This window comes from Listeria farberi, assembly GCF_014229245.1.
In the GTDB taxonomy this organism is placed as follows: Bacteria; Bacillota; Bacilli; order Lactobacillales; family Listeriaceae; genus Listeria; species Listeria farberi.
In genome coordinates, this window is sequence record NZ_JAARZJ010000002.1 from 153,395 (window position 1) to 169,704 (window position 16,310).

Sequence of the window (16,310 nt, forward strand, 5' to 3'; positions counted from 1 at the left end):
ACTAATTATAACTTCCTAAACTAGAACCTATTACCCATATATATCTGAATCATCTTTCATGATTTGCACTGTAAGCATGATTAGGCTAAAATTAGAGAGAATGGATTTGTGCGTATTCGGCACAAAGCATGCTAGAAAGAGGAATTCAATTGATTTTATTTTATTTTTTATTAATTATTAGTAAGTTCACTTTTGCCTATTTCCAGATTTTTAAAGACCCCAATTTCTTGGCGCTCGGAATGGACCTGCTGTTTATCGTATTACTTCTTGGCTTAATTCATTTATTTGCTCCGGTTCGTTCTCACGTTTATTGGTATGCTGGAATGTCTTTATTTATCGGCATTCTTATGCTTGTTTGTGTACTTTATGCCCGCTTTTATAATGAAGTGCCTACGTATCATAGTTTCTCGCTTATCGGCGAAGTTGGTGTTGTAAAAACAAGCGCTTCTAGTTTACTCAGTGGAACTGATTGGCTTTACATCATGGATATTATATTACTGCCATTTATCCTCTACTTCAACATAAAAAAAGGCCATGAATTTCCATCATTCCGCCTAACTAAACGTATTTATGGTGTATCTTTTTTAAGTACTTTGCTAATGCTTAGTGGATTTACTTATTTCATGATGCAACAAAATATTATTAGCGATTCGAAACGAGCAAAGCGGATGGGGATTTTTACATTTAATATTAGTACTGCTCTTGCTGGAACTGATCACGTGAAAGCTGCAGATATTACAGCAAAAAATGTTCGTGATATTAAAGGCGTGAACCTAAAAGAAAAACCTGATTACTTCGGAGCCGCCAAAGGGAAAAACTTAATTATCGTGCAATTAGAATCATTTCAGCGTAACTTAACTAATATTAAAATTGATGGACAATCGATCACTCCTACGCTAGATAGTTTACAAAACGAAACAATGTATTCCAATAAATTTTTCCAAACAGTTTCTAAATCAAATACAGCTGATGCAGAATGGTCTGTTTATACATCGACTTTCCCAAGCGGTTACTACACAAATACCCAAACTTACGGCGACCGTGTCATTCCATCTATGCCTCGACTACTTGGTAAAAATGATTATACAACATCCACTTTCCATACAAATGACGCTAGTTTTTATAATCGAGATGAATTTTATCCTGCAGTTGGTTTTGATAAATTTTATGATCGTAAATTCTTTGGTGATGAAGATGTAATTGGCTTCTCTCCAAGCGATGAAGTATTATATAACAAAGCGTTCCCCATCCTAGAACAGCAATATAAAAACAATCAAAAATTTTATGCGCAATTAATTAGTGTAAGTAGTCATATGCCATTTAACATTCCAGAAGAAAAACAAGAAATCAACTTACCAAGTGACTTAAAAGATACAGAACTTGGCAATTATTTTGAAGCAGTTCATTATGCGGATAAACAGCTTGGTGATTTTATTCAAAAATTAAAAGACAGCGGCATTTGGGAGGATTCTGTAGTTGTTTTCTACGGTGACCATCATATTATCAAAACAGATCAACTCCCTGAAGAGCAAAAAAAATATGTTAATCGTTCTACGGAGCTTAAGGCAGATCCAGCAGATGATTATCGTATTCCATTCTTCTTACATTATCCAGGAATGAAAAATCCTGGCGAAATCAAAAATGTTGGCGGCGAAATTGATATTATGCCAACTGTGATGAATTTATTAGGTATTAATACAGGCAATCAAATAATGTTTGGTACGGATATTCTTAATTCAACAAACAATTATGTTCCCGAACGATACACTATGCCTGAAGGAAGCTACTTTACTGATTCTTACATGTATCAGCCCGACGAGAGTTTCGAAACAGGGGCAGCAACAAATTATAATGGAACAAATAAAGAACTTTCAGAAGAAGTGAAGAAAAGATTCGATACAAGTCGCAAACTCTTACAGTATTCTGATAGTTACGTAAACAACTTACCGTTACGTGATGAGGACAAATAAAAAAGTAAGTATCCATGATATTGGATACTTACTTTTTTTCATTTAGGTAAAGCTGCATTATGTTCGTTAAATTTTTCAATGCTTTCGAGCGCCAGTGGTTTATTCATCATTTGTAAGAACAAATCATAACCAATTGTCACTGTGTCCGCTCCACTCGCTAATGCTTGCATAATTTGACGGCTGTTTTTAAAGCTCGCCCCCATGATTTTTACATCTTCAAGACCTTGTAAATCTAGAACATAGCGCAATTCTTCGATCGTTTTTGCTGCATCTAACCCGCTTACTTCCATGCGGTTATAGTATGGTGCTAAATAGTCTGCCCCAGAAAGAGCCGCTATATAACCTTGCTCAGATGAAAAAATTGCCGTTGCTAAAATAATCGCTTCCGGAAACTTAGCGCGAACTCTAGCAATAACTTTTACTCCAGCTTCATGAGCAGGAATTTTCAAGCCAATAACAGATCCTTCAGCTGGCTTAATTTCTTGAATCCGCAGTACATCTTCCCAAATTTCTTCTTCTGTTAATCCCGCGGCTTGAACAAATACTAATTTTGCTGGAATGTGAGCAATATGGGTTTTCCTTGGCTGATTTTCTTTCAGTAAAATGGTTGGATTTGTAGTTACACCTTCAAAAAACGGAAATTGAAGCGCTTTCTTTATTTCCTCTAAATTCCCTGTATCTAAAAACATTTCCTCACTCCTTTAAAAGTTTTCTTCTCAATTTAAGTGTAGAAAAGTTCTAAGAAGCAGTCAATCATTTCATGGCCCCAAAGTTGTCGGCGATTTTGTGCAACTAAAAAAGCATTTGAACTTACTCAAATGCTTTTTTTATTTTATTTTTTCTTGGGTTCTTTTTTCCAATTTTTTCGTTTAAATTCAAAACGTTCCATCCAAGGACGACCTTTTTTCAGTGCGAAATAGCCAACAATGACGATGAATAGCGCACCTATAATATCAACAATGATGTCTGTCATCGTATCTTCTAGAACTGCTCGACCATTTAGTGGTGTACCGTTTGACAGGTTGTAGCGTTGCATATTTAAGTTCATAATCCCGTCAAAAGTATATTCATACACTTCCCAGAATGCCCCCATCGTCACAGCAAAACAAAATGCAAAGACAGCGATAAAACCAGGCTTCAGTTTCATCACTACTTTATCATTCGCGTTTAACAAGCTAACGAACGAAAAGCCAATAGCTCCGAGCATTGCCCCACTAAAAGTATGTAAGATTTTATCCCAGTGCGGCACGGTTGAATAGAATTTTTGAACGGTTCCAAGATAAATCGAGCCGTACAAAAAAACAATAAACAAAATATAAACAAGTCCAGGTATTTCAAATTTAAAACGTCGTGCAATAATCGAAGGTAATAACAAAATAAAAATTCCTAGTAAAATTTCAAATAGTAAAAAGATATAATCCCCTCGTAATGTCACATGCGGCCCAGTTGCTGGTTGCTTTATCGGCGCTGTAAAAATTTCATAGATAGTAAAAACGACTGAAATTCCCATTGATGCAAAAACAAACAGTGCTATCCATTGTGTCCAGTTAATCTTTCTCATGCGCTCATCTCCAATCTATCATGCAATACCCCTTTTTTTCTAAAAAGAAACTGCTCATCTATCTTAGACTAGAGATAGACGAGCAGTCAAATGAATCACTATTTCCGGTTGGATTTAAGTAGTCTAAGCCCATTTAAAATAACTAAAATCGTACTTCCTTCATGCCCCACTACTCCAAACGGCAAATTGATTGCTTGAAAAACATTCGCTATGATTAAAAGAACAATTACAGCAATAGCAAAACAAATATTTTGCCAACTAATCCAGTGAAGTCGTTCGGAAAGCCTGTAAGCATATGGAATCTTTTCTAAATCATTCTTCATTAAGACAACATCTGCTGTTTCCATTGCAATATCTGTGCCCTCTCCCATCGCAATGCCAATAGTCGCATGAGCTAGAGCAGGAGCATCATTGATTCCATCCCCAACCATTGCCACGCTTCCGTAAGTAATGGACAGTTCTTTTAAAACATCTACTTTTTTCTCAGGTAAACAACCGGCAACAACCCTATCCATACCAAGTTCAGCTTGTATTGCAGCGCCAGTTTGTGCATTGTCTCCTGTCACCATAATTGTTTTAATACCTTTTGCTTTTAGAGCTTGAATGGTCCGAATCGCCTCAGGTCGGCAAGTGTCTTTGAGTGCAAACATTGCAAGTATTTCGCCTGCTTTAGCGACATATACAATCGTCTTCCCTTCGCTAGCAAGCCGTTCAAACGCGCCATTTGAAAACTTGGCAGCATTTTCCACCCCAACATAACCGGCTTTACCGACTTGCCAAGTTTCGCCTTTGTAACTAGTTTGCACTCCCCAACCCGGCACATCTATTACTTCTATTTCTGTTAGTTTATCCGTTACTTCTATATCCAAAGCTTTAGTGATTGCTGCGGCTAATGGGTGCATTGACTGCCGCTCCATTGCTGCTGCCACATTTATTACTTGCTGTTTATCGATGTGTTCCTTAAATATTTGGTCTGTTAGTTCAGGTGTTCCGTTTGTCAAAGTTCCTGTTTTATCAAATGCAATTGCTTTTACACCGCGCAAATTTTCTAAGTGTACGCCGCCTTTGAATAAAATTCCGTGACGCGCTCCATTAGAAATAGCTGCTAAAGTCGCTGGAGTCACCGAAGCAACTAGCGCACATGGAGAAGCTACAGTAAGTAAAACCATCGCGCGATAAAAAGTTTCATTCCAAGACCAACCGAGCGCAAAATGCGGTAAAAACATCATCACTAAAACAAATAATAATACTGCTTTAACATACGCATCCTCAAATCGCTCAATAAAACGAGCGGTTTTTGAAGGTTCACTCTGGGCGGTTTCTACTAAGCGAATAATCTTGCTGAAAATCGTATTATCAAAAGTTTGCGTTACTTTAATGGTGATAGCACTGCTGACATTAACTGTCCCACCAAACACCTCAGCATCAACAGCTTTCTCAACTGGAACCGATTCACCATTGATTGCTGCTTCATTCAAAGTTGTTGAACCACGAACAATCACACCATCAATTGGAACACTTTCCCCAGGTCGAACAAGTACTCTATCATCTAATTGCAAATCTTTTGCCGCCACTTCTTCAACATCACCATTTGAAAGAAAACGAAAAGCTCGTTCTGGTTGAAAAGCCATTAATTTCGTGATTTCGCGCTTACTTTTATTCGTCGTATATGTTTCTAATGCCCCACTAACCGAGAAAATAAAAATAAGTATGGCGCCTTCAAACCAATAACCGATAATTGAAGCCCCTGTAGCCGCTAATATCATCAAAAGCTCTACATTAAGTTTTTTCGTTTTAATCGTCGCCTCTATCCCTTCCTTAGCTTGTTCAAATCCGCCAATAACAAAGGCACTCAAGAAAATCACCGCTGTCCAAAAATCACCGACATCATTCCCGATTAAACTACCAACAACAATTAAAATCCCACTAATACCAGTCGTTACAAACTGCCAATTCCGCTCCATCCAGTCTTTCATAACACTCATCCTCTCCAAATGATAATGATTCCCATTACCCTAAAAAACACAAAAATCTGCTTTCGCAAGTGCGAAAAACAGATTAAACAATAATTATTATAATTAAATTCCGAAGAAAATAGCTTTAACTCACTTGTTATTATAGCATTTTTTAAAAATCATATCAAACTAATTGATAAAATTAATTTATAATTGAGAATGAATTTCACTATCATTATTGCACATAAAAAAACACTTGAGCAAAAAGCCCAAGTGTCAGTTTACTTTAAGGTAATTGGTTTCCAGCCGCACGGTAAATTTCATACCATTCTTCGCGACTAAGTGTTACATCAGAAGCTTTTGCAATATCAGCGATTCTTCCAGGATTCATTGTACCAACCACTGTTTGGAAGCTTGCTGGGTGACGCTGTATCCATGCAACCGCGATTGCCGAATTAGTCACGCCTTTGTCAGCAGCAATTTTATCGATTGTTTTGTTTAATTCAGGGAATTTATCGTTATCTAAAAATACACCTTCAAAGAAACCATATTGGAACGGAGACCAAGCTTGAATAGTCATATTATTTAAGCGACTATATTCCAAAATCCCGCCATCGCGATCAAGAGAAGGATCAATCGTCATATTTACGTTAAAACCAGTATCAATCATTCCTGTATGCATAATACTAAATTGCAGTTGATTGGCAATTAATTCTTGGTCTACGTATTTTTTCAGTAATTCGATTTGCCCGGGATTTTGATTACTTACACCGAAATGACGAACTTTCCCGCTTTTTTCAAGCTCTGTGAAAGCCGCTGCCACCTCTTCTGGTTCAAAAAGTGTATCCGGACGATGAAGTAATAGTGTATCTAAATAATCTGTTTTCAGGCGTTTCAAGCTACCTTCCACAGAAGAAATAATGTGCTCTTTTGAAAAATCAAAGAATCCTTGACGAATTCCGCATTTTGATTGAAGAATCATTTTTTCACGAACAGTTGCATTCATATCAATTGCATCAGCAAAGACTTCCTCTGATTTACCGCCGCCATAAATATCCGCGTGATCAAAAAAATCAATACCGTTTTCAAGTGCTGTATTAATTACTTTATTCGCCTCTTCTTTACTAAGATCTGCCATTCTCATACATCCTAGCGAAATTTCTGAAGCTGTTAAATCACTATTTCCAATTGTTATTCGTTTCAAATCAAGCACCTCTTTCTAAAAGTATATCCTTATTCTAACACTTTGTTGAAATCGTTACCAAACTTAACCTTCTGAATAAAAACTAATTCCTTTATCCGTATCCTCCACAACGATTCCGGCTGGTTGATTAATCAAAAGAATGCAGTAATAAAAGTCCCCGACGCAACCAGACGTATGTAGCGCAAAAATCAAATATAGAACAGCTTCATTTACTCCAAGAAAGCGCAGAAAAATGAACAATCCCGTAAGAACGATAAATGGCGCAATCGAAATAATAAAGAATTGTGCTCTCGAATAAAATGCTCCTGGACTTCCCGCATAAGCCATCCCATTTTTAAAACCAAATTTCACTTTTGCTTTTGGACAAAATGCTTTGAAGAAAATCCCGTGTACAGCTTCATGAAGAACAATAGCTACTGCATAACCACCAAACATCCAAATAATCCCCATAAAAGCATTCGTAATTGCAAAACCACCTGAAAAAACAAATCCTAAAACAGTTAATACAAGCACAATAACAATCGCAACAATATTCAAATTCATAACCAATTTTTTATTTTCTAGTAAATTAATTTCTTGAACCAATTTTCTTTCCATTTAGCACGCTCCTTTTATAAAAAACACTGGTATTTTTGTTAATATTATTATACAATACTTCTTGTCGGCATTCTATGTCACAGTGGAGAAATACCCAAGTCCGGCTGAAGGGGACAGACTCGAAATCTGTTAGGCGGTGTATGCCGCGCCGGGGTTCGAATCCCCGTTTCTCCGTAAAAATAAAAAAGGTTGACTACTGCTCAAGAAACTATTTGAACAGTAGTCAACCTTTTTTATTTGCGTTCTCCTAATTAAGTATTTAAAAAATAGGTGATTATATCCATTACCTATTTTAAAAAAACCTTTTAAATTTGAAAATTATTATAAACTAATGACTATGCTAACTAAGAAAAAAAACACAAGGCTCCCCGTTAAACCACTTAGTATAAACTTCTTACATTTATAAAAATATAAACATGAAGCTAAAAAGCAAAATACTGCAATTATTTGAAACCAAACAGAAAAGAATGACCCTTCTTGATATTTAATTACATTAAATATAACATTACAGTACACTACTGCATATATTATTAATAAAAACCATATAACTAACTTTTTCATTATTCTCCCCTTTTATTACTTAATATGGCGTAGAGTTAAAGAACCATTTGCCTGCACTTTTTAGCTGTTTATTCATATCTTTCTTTTTAACTGAACCAACACTTCTTATATCTTGATATCTGAACGCGTATAATTTTTTACTTCCATAGCCAGTTGGCACAAGCCCACTAGTCCTATATTGCTTAAATGTCACAGCCCCTCTAAAAACAGGCCCATCTAATAGGGAACCTAAACCTACAATACTAGCCCAAGAACTTACAACTTGTACTATTACTGACTTTGCGATTGTAACACCTGCTAATCCTGCAACTCCAACAGCTCCACTTATTAAAGTAGCGATTGCTAGGACTGTTTTAACTGTTTTAGCTATATTAACTCTTCCAGATCCCATATATTTAGGTGTCCATGGTGAAGAAGCTTTTAGCAACTGCTTAGTTGGTTCTTGCGTATTTTCCAGGAATTCTGATTCTTTAAAATTTTCTATTGATAATTCTACTTTTTCCCCATCCATCACAGCATAATTATCCCCTTTTTCATACTCAAATTTATGCTTTTCATCCTCTGTTGAACTAGTTAAAACAAATGAATCATCATCTTTCACGATTTCAAAATCAAATTCTTGATCCTCTATCTCAAGAGTATAACTTTCTGTATTACCTTCTACTTTTTCATTGGTTATTTTTACATCTGGTTTAACTTCTACTTCTTCAGCTTTCACTGCATGTGAAAATGATAAACTCACGGTGCTTAGAAAAATTGCTCCAACAACCAATCCTTTACATAGCTTGCTTGCTAACTTTTTTTTCATGTAGTTTTCCATCCTTTTTATGTGTATTTAGTTACAAAGAAAGCATACTATAGAATCTTACTGTATAACCAAAAAAGTAATGAAATGTCCATTTTTTGTCATGAACGACAAAGTTATGCTAGTAAAGCCCTTATTTTCAACTCGATTTGAATTCTTTTGCGAGAAGTTTCTCAAAAAAAAACGTTTATTATGCTTTTATACATTATTTTATGCATTAGTTATAAAATAGACACCAAATGTTCAAATACATCTGATATATTTGTTAAGTTTTTCACTAAATTAACTTTATAATTGAGCATCGAATGTATAACATATTATATTTATTCAATTTACTCTTCAAATTTTATCTATTTATACTTCTCGAAATTCAAGCTTTCTTCTCCGCAATACTCACATACATTCCCTCATCAAGCTCCCAGTTCTGTACTACTTCAAATCCAACCTCTGCAAGCTCTTCCTTCAATTTCTCAGCTGAAATTTGAATTTCCATTGGGGGACCTTTCAAATCCGTTCCTTGTGTATCAAATTCTATGGTAGCAAAGTAGCCACCTGGTTTAACGACTCTACTTACTTCACGCAAAACATCCAGAAGTGAACCCGCTTCATGTAACACGAGCGATGCCAGCACAACATCCACCGAACTAGCTTCAAGCGGAATATCATCCATGCTCACTTCTAATGTTTTTACATTGGTTAATTCAGCTTTTTTCGCTTTCGCCTCAATTAATTCTAGCATTTTCGTATCTAAATCTAATGCAAAAACGGTATTTTCAACCAATTTCGCGGCTGGAATCGTTAAAAATCCTGTTCCCGCTCCTAAATCTAAAATACTCGCTGTTTTTTCCATTGGGACTTTTTGTAAAAGTTCCTCTGGTGACAGCACTTCGCTTCGCTCTGGTCGATCCAAATAAGCTACTTTCCTCTTAAAACCAGCTTCCCCGTGGTGATGGTGGTGATTCATTTTTAGCACTCCTTTAATGTTGATGTTTTTCAATTTCTACGACAATACTACCTACTGTCTGTTTGCTTAAATAGTCTTCCATTTGTTGCTCCGCTTTATTCATCACTTCGCCGATTAAGCAGTGCGGCTGACTTTCGCTATGGTTTTTAGGATCACAGTGAAATAAAGCGCCTTTCCCTTCAATAGCATGAATTACATCTAAAAAACTAATACTACTTGCTGGTTCGGCTAATTTATAACCGCCATTGACACCTGTTACTGACTCAATGAAACCAGCTTTTACTAGCATTGTTAACACTTTAGAAAGATACGTCGGCGAAACATTTTGCTTTGTCGCAAGTTCTTTCACGCCTACAGATTTTTCTGGAGACAAATTCGCTAAATAAACCATCGTATGTAGCGCATAATTGGTGGCTTTTGAAAATTTCATACTTTCACCTTCTTAATTAAAGACTTAATAACTCTATAATATCCTTATTAAACAAATTTGTCAATTTACAACAAAAAACCTTCCCCTAAAAAAGGAAAAGATTTTAGCATTTAAAATAAATCTTGCAATAAAGCAGCTAGTTCTTGTTCATTTTTAATACAATAATCTGGTTGGTAAGCGGCATTTTTAGGTTGTATGTGTTGTCGTCTGTTCAGCCAAATTGATTTCCAGCCGGCACTTTTTGAACCGATCACATCATTTTCAAAAGAATCACCAATATAATAGGTTTCCGCGCTATTAATGCCGATTTGTTCCTCTACTAGCTTAAATATTTTCTTATCTGGTTTTTCGATACCTACTCCGCCAGAAATAAAAGTATGTTCAGCTGGAATATAGTCGTTTATTTGTAAATCATTTATTTTGTGTTGTTGATGGTCTTTTGGGCCATTTGTAATAATTCCCATCGTTATATTTTTCTTTTTAGCCCAAGTGAGGATTTTTTTAATTCCCGGGGAAAGTTCGATTTTACGTTGGTTTTGTTCATAAGCGCGTTGAAATGCTTCTGCTTCTTTTTTCGTAATTTGGTAATCAAAATCGTTCAATGCTTGTGTAATTCGATAAACGTGCATTTCTGCTTTTGGCATTTCACCTCGAACAACCTTGTGATACACTTCATCACTATAAAATCGACTTTTAATATATAAATTTTCAATTTTCAGGCGGTCAGTTTTCCCAAAAATGGTTTTAAAGGCCTCTTCAAATGGTTTTAATTGGTCATAGACAGTATCATCAATATCAAAAATTAAATTAATCATCATTTCCTCCTGCAAAATTCGCTTCTTTTACTCTACCATTAAATTAAAAAAGTAGAAAGAGCCTAAGAATGATACCAAGGCTCTCTCATTTATTTTGCTATTTTATTTAAATCCAATTGTGGTGGATATGTTTGGTGATATATTTTGACCGTCAAAGCTATTCATAACTTTTCCTAATTTCTATCACCCTGCTGTTGGCGCCACATAAGCTTTCCAGCCGCCAATCATTTCGTCTTTTTCTGATTTACTTAGTAGTTGCATACCGATTACTTGGTTGATATTCACTGCCAAGCCTCGACTAAAGCGATTCACTCGGGAAGCTGATATGCAATTAATATATACATCGGCCAAACGAATCAATTCTCCTTTAGTTTCTACAATCCCAACAATGTATCCAATAGCTGTCACAAGTAAAACTGGCTCTCCAACTTCAATTGCTTGTAGTAGTTCTTCTTTCATTATGAAGCCCCCCATTTCATTTCTTTTTATATACCCGATTTTAATTCGTTCAAAAAAGCCGACCCAAAATTACTTGGGTCGACTCCGCTCTTTATTTGACACTTTTTCTTTTAAGGTATAGACCTAGGAATAATAAGGCTACTCCACTAACAAATAACAACATACCATTTGCATCACCGGTTCCAGGTAATTTTTTCGTTTTACTTGGTTTAATAATTTTATTGGTAGAATCTGTATTTTTTGGTGTTATTGTTGTAGTTTTTGTGTTCGTTAAGTCCATGCCTTTTACTTTTGCGCTGTATCCAGCTACTTGTTTTTCGGACACAGTGTAGTTGTATTTCTTGCCAGTTGCGTCTTTTTCTGGAAGATTAGTAAAGCTGTATTTCCATTTCATTTCTTTGGTTACTTTGATTGGCGTTCCATAAGCTTTACCATCTTGTAAAAGTTGGACTTCGATGGAATTTGGGCGTGTTTTTGCATTGTCACCTACCCACGTTTTTGTACCGCTTGCTGTAGTTACATTTTTATCATCTGTTACTTTAGTATTGGTTAAGTTCATTCCATCTGTCGTTGTTTTATAACCTGGAACTGCTATTTCAGCAACAGAGTAACGATAATCTTTATTCGTAGCATCCGCTTTCGGCAAATCTTTAAAACTGTATTTCCAATCGTTTTCTTTTGTTACTTTGACCAAATCACCATATGCTTGACCGTTTTGTAAAAGTTGTACTTCAATATAGTTTGGACGGTCTTTAACTGTGTCATTTTCCCATGTTTTCTCACCAGAAACAGATGTCTTAGGTGTATCTATCTTCGTATTTATAATGTTCATGCCATCAACTTTTGTTTCATAGCCAGAAACGGCTTTCTCTACAACTGTGTAAGTGTAAGCTACGCCATCATTGGTTGTTTCAGGCAAGTTTTTAAATTCGTATTTCCAGTTATTAGCTTTTGTAACTGTAACTGGGAAACCGTAATCTTGACCATTTTGTTGTAATTGAATTTCGATTGATGCAGGACGGTCGTTCTCTGTATCGTTTTTCCATGTTTTTTGACCGTCAAGATTAATCATTTTTATATCTGGTTTAATTAATGTGTTGTTGATATCGAGACCAGTAACAGTACTTGTATAGTTAGTGACGGTGTTTTCTAGTACTGTATACGTGTATTTATCTCCATTTGCATTTGTTTCTGGAACATTTTTGAATTCGTATTTCCAGTCGTCTGCTTTTGTGACCGTCACGGAACTCCCATATGCTACACCATCTTGTAAAAGCTGCACTTCAATAGAATCTGGACGGTCGGATTCTTTATCACCAGTCCATGTTTTTTCCCCATTCACGTCAATCATTTTTACGTCTGCACGATTATCAATTACAGCGGTAGTTGAACCATTTACATCATTGTTTATTTTATAATTAGGTTCATTAATAGTTGAAATACTCAAATTACCTGCTTCATCACTCTTTACTGTAAGTGGGAATTCTTTGTTTTCATTTGATTCATAACCAGTTGGTGTTTTTGTTTCAACAAGCGCTATTTGCCATTCTTGATTGGCGGCAGAAGTCTTATAACCATCTGGGATAAATGAAGCCGCACCAGTAGTGTCAGTTATAGTAATCTCATTGCCATTAATATCTTTTACTGGCTTCGTTAAATCTGCCTTCCCATTTTCATCGGTATAGTAAGTTTTGAATTCATAGCCTGTCAGTGCCACTTTGCTAATATCGTCTTGTTTCAATATATTTAATTTAAGTGGTACTACCGTGTTTACTTCTGAACCAGCTGCCCGGTTAACTAGTTTTGTTCCAAATTTCACGTCTTTATAATTTACTTTAAATAAAACATTATAAAGTTGCATTTGAGGAATATCAATCGGATTGGTGATAGTTAATTCATCGCCATTTACAGAAGCATCTAAAGCATAGTCACTTATATCTAAGGCTTTTGGAGATTCGAGCTCTCCATTTTGTAAGAAACCGGTATTAGCTGTTGCTTCAAATCCGTTAATTGACACATTTGAAATAGATTTGAAGTTGGAAGCCGGAATTTTATCGTTAATATTAATAGCTGCTTTATCAAATTCATAAGCACTTCTCACACGGACTTTATAATCTACAGATAGATTACCATTAGCATCCGGTGTAGCAATGCTGTACTGACTTCCCCCTAAATAATTATTCGTTTTATCATCTAAAACATATTTTTTAGCATAAGCAGTCCCGCCGCCAGCAGCCCAACTCATTTCACTATTTTCATAAGAAACAATTTCTTTTTCATTATAAGTGTAAGTTGCTTTATTTTGCATGATACTACTGTAATCAATTTCATTAGGATCAATAATGACAATCATGTACACTTTATACGCAGCTTTTGTTTCATTATAAAACGGATCCGTCGATGGCTGTCCAAAATTAAGTGTTAATGTACGAGCATCATTTGTTACTGAACCAGTCACACCCATTTTTTCCGCATTATTTCCGAAATATCTAACGCCGATATCATTTAAAGTACTATTCGCAATACAGACTTGCTTACTAGAGTATAATCCGTCTTCATAAACAATGACATCATCTCCATCTGCATTGGTATATTTCGGGGTCCCCTCATACTTATTCATTGTAAAGCCATATATATGTTTATTACTTGAATTTAAACTATTAATATCATATTCCAACATTTTTAACCCTTTTGGTAAGGTATCAGTAATAGTGGAATTTAGTGTATCTTTTATGCCATCTGGATTAATGTCCATCTCATAAACCATATATGTTTTTGGAGAAGTAATCACTCCATCATCAGCTAGCGGAACATAATCCTTTAACTCTTTTCCAACAATATCCACACCTAACAAATTACGTGCAGTTTCTTGTGCTTTTGCGGCAGATAAGCGTTTTTTCTCAAGTATTTTACCGTTCGTTGGAATCACTACTGGTGGTTCAATAAAACTTACATAATCATAATCAAAATCATCTTCATCCTGCAAAACAGTGGTTGATTTGGCGTTTTGATTAATTACATGTGCTTTTTCTTTTTCAAAGTTATCAATTGGTTTTACTGTTCCGTCAACGTTACTTAATAAATCATTACCCGGATTCATATCTGGCGTAGAATCTACATCTGTAATGCTTCCATCTAGCGTAGTATCCCCATTAAAATTAGAGAATGAGCCAATTTCTCCAGCTATATAAAAATCAGTTGACTCATATGAACCATCATCTGGCATACCTTGTGCTTTTGCATAGAGTAAAGTAGATTTATTTCCGCCCGATTCTATCCCGCTTGGTAATGTGTAAGAATAGACTTTGATGTCGCTCCATACTCCATTTCCTTTATCTTTGGAAACTGTTTTTTCATATTTCCATTTTTGATTGGCTGTTTTAAATGTATCAGTTTCGTTATTTAGTTCGAAACCTGCTGGAATATAGGCATAGATTACATTATTTTTCGTATAATTGCCTTGGTTAACTGCTGTATAATTAATACTAACTGTTGCTCCTTCTGAAATAGAAACAGGTGTAACATCTGAAGCAACTTTACCTACAAATTTATTATTTTTATCGTAAGTTTCAGTAATTTTGGTTTTTAAAGCCATATCATAAATATCTTCTCCACTAGGAGTTACGGACCCTGTGGAACCTTCTCCGCCAGCTGAAGGAACTTTTGCAATATTAGTTAAGTCTTTGGTTACGTCTACTACTTTAGCCGCAAGTCCTCTATTCTCTCCTCCATTAGGTGCAAATTCTTTTGCTGGATCATATGGAAAATCATATCTTTTTGCTCCTGGTGCTAGGTTCGTTTGATCATCAGATAATTTCCAGCCTCTTTGTAATTGACTTCCGCTTGCCTTTATTAACGCCTGCCATTCCGTAGAATCTTCTTCAAGAATAGCGTAACCTGAAGGAAGTTCATCCGTCATTTTGCTAACTACTGCTGTTTTTCCAGAATAGTTATTTGTATAAATATTGAAATACACCAAATCCCCATTTTGCGGAACATAATTCTCAGGATTATCCGCTATTTTTATATAATTTCCAGTATTTGAATCTATTCGCCAAGCAGATTCCAATTTCTTAACTGTACGCATCACTCCATCTTTGTCATCTGGAGTTATCGGCGTTACTGGTATTTCAATTTCACTAATCTTAATATCACTATTATCTTCAATAATAATTGGTGTATAAACATCTTTTTGAGAGATTGTTGAGCTTAATGTAAAGAACATATCAAATTTTGCATTCGTTAATGGCTCATTTGCATACTTCTCTAAAACTTCGGGGTTTTTATTAAATTGAAGTGTATAACCTACATATTCAATTCCATCAATTATCTTGCTTCCAGTAGGATTCTTGATGGAATCTTCTGTGAATATATACTGCTTCGGCGTCATTCCGTCAATCACTGGATTAACAAAGGTTGCTTTATCTCCTTGGAAAAAGGACTTTTGAATCCAAAATGTATACGTATCATTTAACACCGACTCCGAATAAGATGGGATCGCTATACTTACTGCCAACTTGATAGTATCTCCTGGTTGGTATTCTGCTTTTGTATTCCCGTTAACATCAGTTACTTTATTTGAAAACGTCCAATTTGTCCCGCTTTTTAATAGCTGATTATTTTGGACTGTAGTATCTATCTTCTCTTTATTTTCTTTTGTACTTACAGTTTCTTGATTATTTCCGTTAGCATCTGCAAAGATATTTGCCCACGGTACTAATTGGAAAACTAATGCTATCGCAACGATTGCAACAAACAGTTTTTGCCAATTATATTTCAACATAGTAATCCTCCCCCACTGGAACATAACAAATTAACTTCATCAAAACTTTAAAGTAATATTTGTTATTCTCCTTTTGTAGTATTGCTTATTTGTAAATTATTGTTTCCAAAATTTATGCTAAGCTACAATACTTATCCAGTATGATACTATTTAAAAACACTTAAGAGAACTAGATTACAAAGCAGGATTTCCTCCAAAGCAAATTA

Annotated in this window: 12 protein-coding genes and 1 tRNA gene; 2 read left to right on the forward strand and 11 right to left on the reverse strand. The window is 35.4% G+C overall.

The features are described 5' to 3' along the window. Nucleotides 1-149: 149 nt before the first annotated feature. Nucleotides 150-1,970, forward strand: a complete 1,821-nt coding sequence (locus tag HCB45_RS02595; RefSeq protein ID WP_185618599.1) for an LTA synthase family protein — start codon at nucleotides 150-152, stop codon at nucleotides 1,968-1,970. Nucleotides 1,971-2,008: 38 nt separating this feature from the next. Here HCB45_RS02595 and HCB45_RS02600 read toward each other — a convergent pair whose 3' ends face one another. The 5 genes from HCB45_RS02600 to HCB45_RS02620 form a co-directional block, all read right to left on the reverse strand. Continuing rightward, entirely contained in the window at nucleotides 2,009-2,659 is a 651-nt protein-coding gene (locus HCB45_RS02600; protein WP_185318133.1) for a transaldolase family protein, read from the reverse strand. A gap of 143 nt (nucleotides 2,660-2,802) precedes the next feature. Continuing rightward, nucleotides 2,803-3,531, reverse strand: coding sequence for a DUF2238 domain-containing protein (locus HCB45_RS02605; protein WP_185618601.1), 729 nt, complete (start codon nucleotides 3,529-3,531; stop codon nucleotides 2,803-2,805). Nucleotides 3,532-3,629: 98 nt separating this feature from the next. Beyond that, complete coding sequence (locus tag HCB45_RS02610) at nucleotides 3,630-5,507, reverse strand: heavy metal translocating P-type ATPase (RefSeq protein WP_185318131.1); 1,878 nt, start codon at nucleotides 5,505-5,507, stop codon at nucleotides 3,630-3,632. Between the two features lie 265 nt (nucleotides 5,508-5,772). Beyond that, nucleotides 5,773-6,690: an aldo/keto reductase gene (locus HCB45_RS02615; RefSeq protein ID WP_185618603.1), complete on the reverse strand. Its 918-nt coding sequence runs from the start codon at nucleotides 6,688-6,690 to the stop codon at nucleotides 5,773-5,775. Nucleotides 6,691-6,753: 63 nt separating this feature from the next. Beyond that, on the reverse strand, nucleotides 6,754-7,287 hold the full coding sequence (locus HCB45_RS02620) for a DUF3267 domain-containing protein (protein WP_185318129.1): 534 nt from the start codon (nucleotides 7,285-7,287) through the stop codon (nucleotides 6,754-6,756). Between the two features lie 84 nt (nucleotides 7,288-7,371). Here HCB45_RS02620 and HCB45_RS02625 point away from each other — a divergent pair. Next, nucleotides 7,372-7,461: transfer RNA gene (locus HCB45_RS02625), tRNA-Ser, on the forward strand. 406 nt (nucleotides 7,462-7,867) lie between these two features. On the opposite strand, the gene HCB45_RS02630 is transcribed toward HCB45_RS02625, so the two are convergent. The 6 genes from HCB45_RS02630 to HCB45_RS02655 form a co-directional block, all read right to left on the reverse strand. Continuing rightward, nucleotides 7,868-8,656, reverse strand: a complete 789-nt coding sequence (locus tag HCB45_RS02630; RefSeq protein ID WP_185618605.1) for a hypothetical protein — start codon at nucleotides 8,654-8,656, stop codon at nucleotides 7,868-7,870. Between the two features lie 367 nt (nucleotides 8,657-9,023). Next, nucleotides 9,024-9,617 carry a class I SAM-dependent methyltransferase gene (locus tag HCB45_RS02635; protein ID WP_185618607.1) on the reverse strand — a complete coding sequence of 198 codons (594 nt, stop codon included), beginning with the start codon at nucleotides 9,615-9,617 and terminating at the stop codon, nucleotides 9,024-9,026. Between the two features lie 13 nt (nucleotides 9,618-9,630). Further along, nucleotides 9,631-10,047: an Rrf2 family transcriptional regulator gene (locus HCB45_RS02640; RefSeq protein ID WP_185318126.1), complete on the reverse strand. Its 417-nt coding sequence runs from the start codon at nucleotides 10,045-10,047 to the stop codon at nucleotides 9,631-9,633. A gap of 110 nt (nucleotides 10,048-10,157) precedes the next feature. Further along, nucleotides 10,158-10,862 carry an HAD family hydrolase gene (locus HCB45_RS02645; protein WP_185618608.1) on the reverse strand — a complete coding sequence of 235 codons (705 nt, stop codon included), beginning with the start codon at nucleotides 10,860-10,862 and terminating at the stop codon, nucleotides 10,158-10,160. Between the two features lie 183 nt (nucleotides 10,863-11,045). Further along, a complete protein-coding gene (locus HCB45_RS02650) occupies nucleotides 11,046-11,321 on the reverse strand; it encodes a hypothetical protein (RefSeq protein ID WP_160464148.1) in 276 nt (91 codons plus the stop codon). Between the two features lie 91 nt (nucleotides 11,322-11,412). Beyond that, the gene (locus tag HCB45_RS02655; RefSeq protein ID WP_185618611.1) at nucleotides 11,413-16,104 is read right to left on the reverse strand and encodes a Cna B-type domain-containing protein; all 4,692 of its coding nucleotides are present in this window, start codon (nucleotides 16,102-16,104) and stop codon (nucleotides 11,413-11,415) included. Between the last annotated feature and the right edge of the window lie 206 nt (nucleotides 16,105-16,310).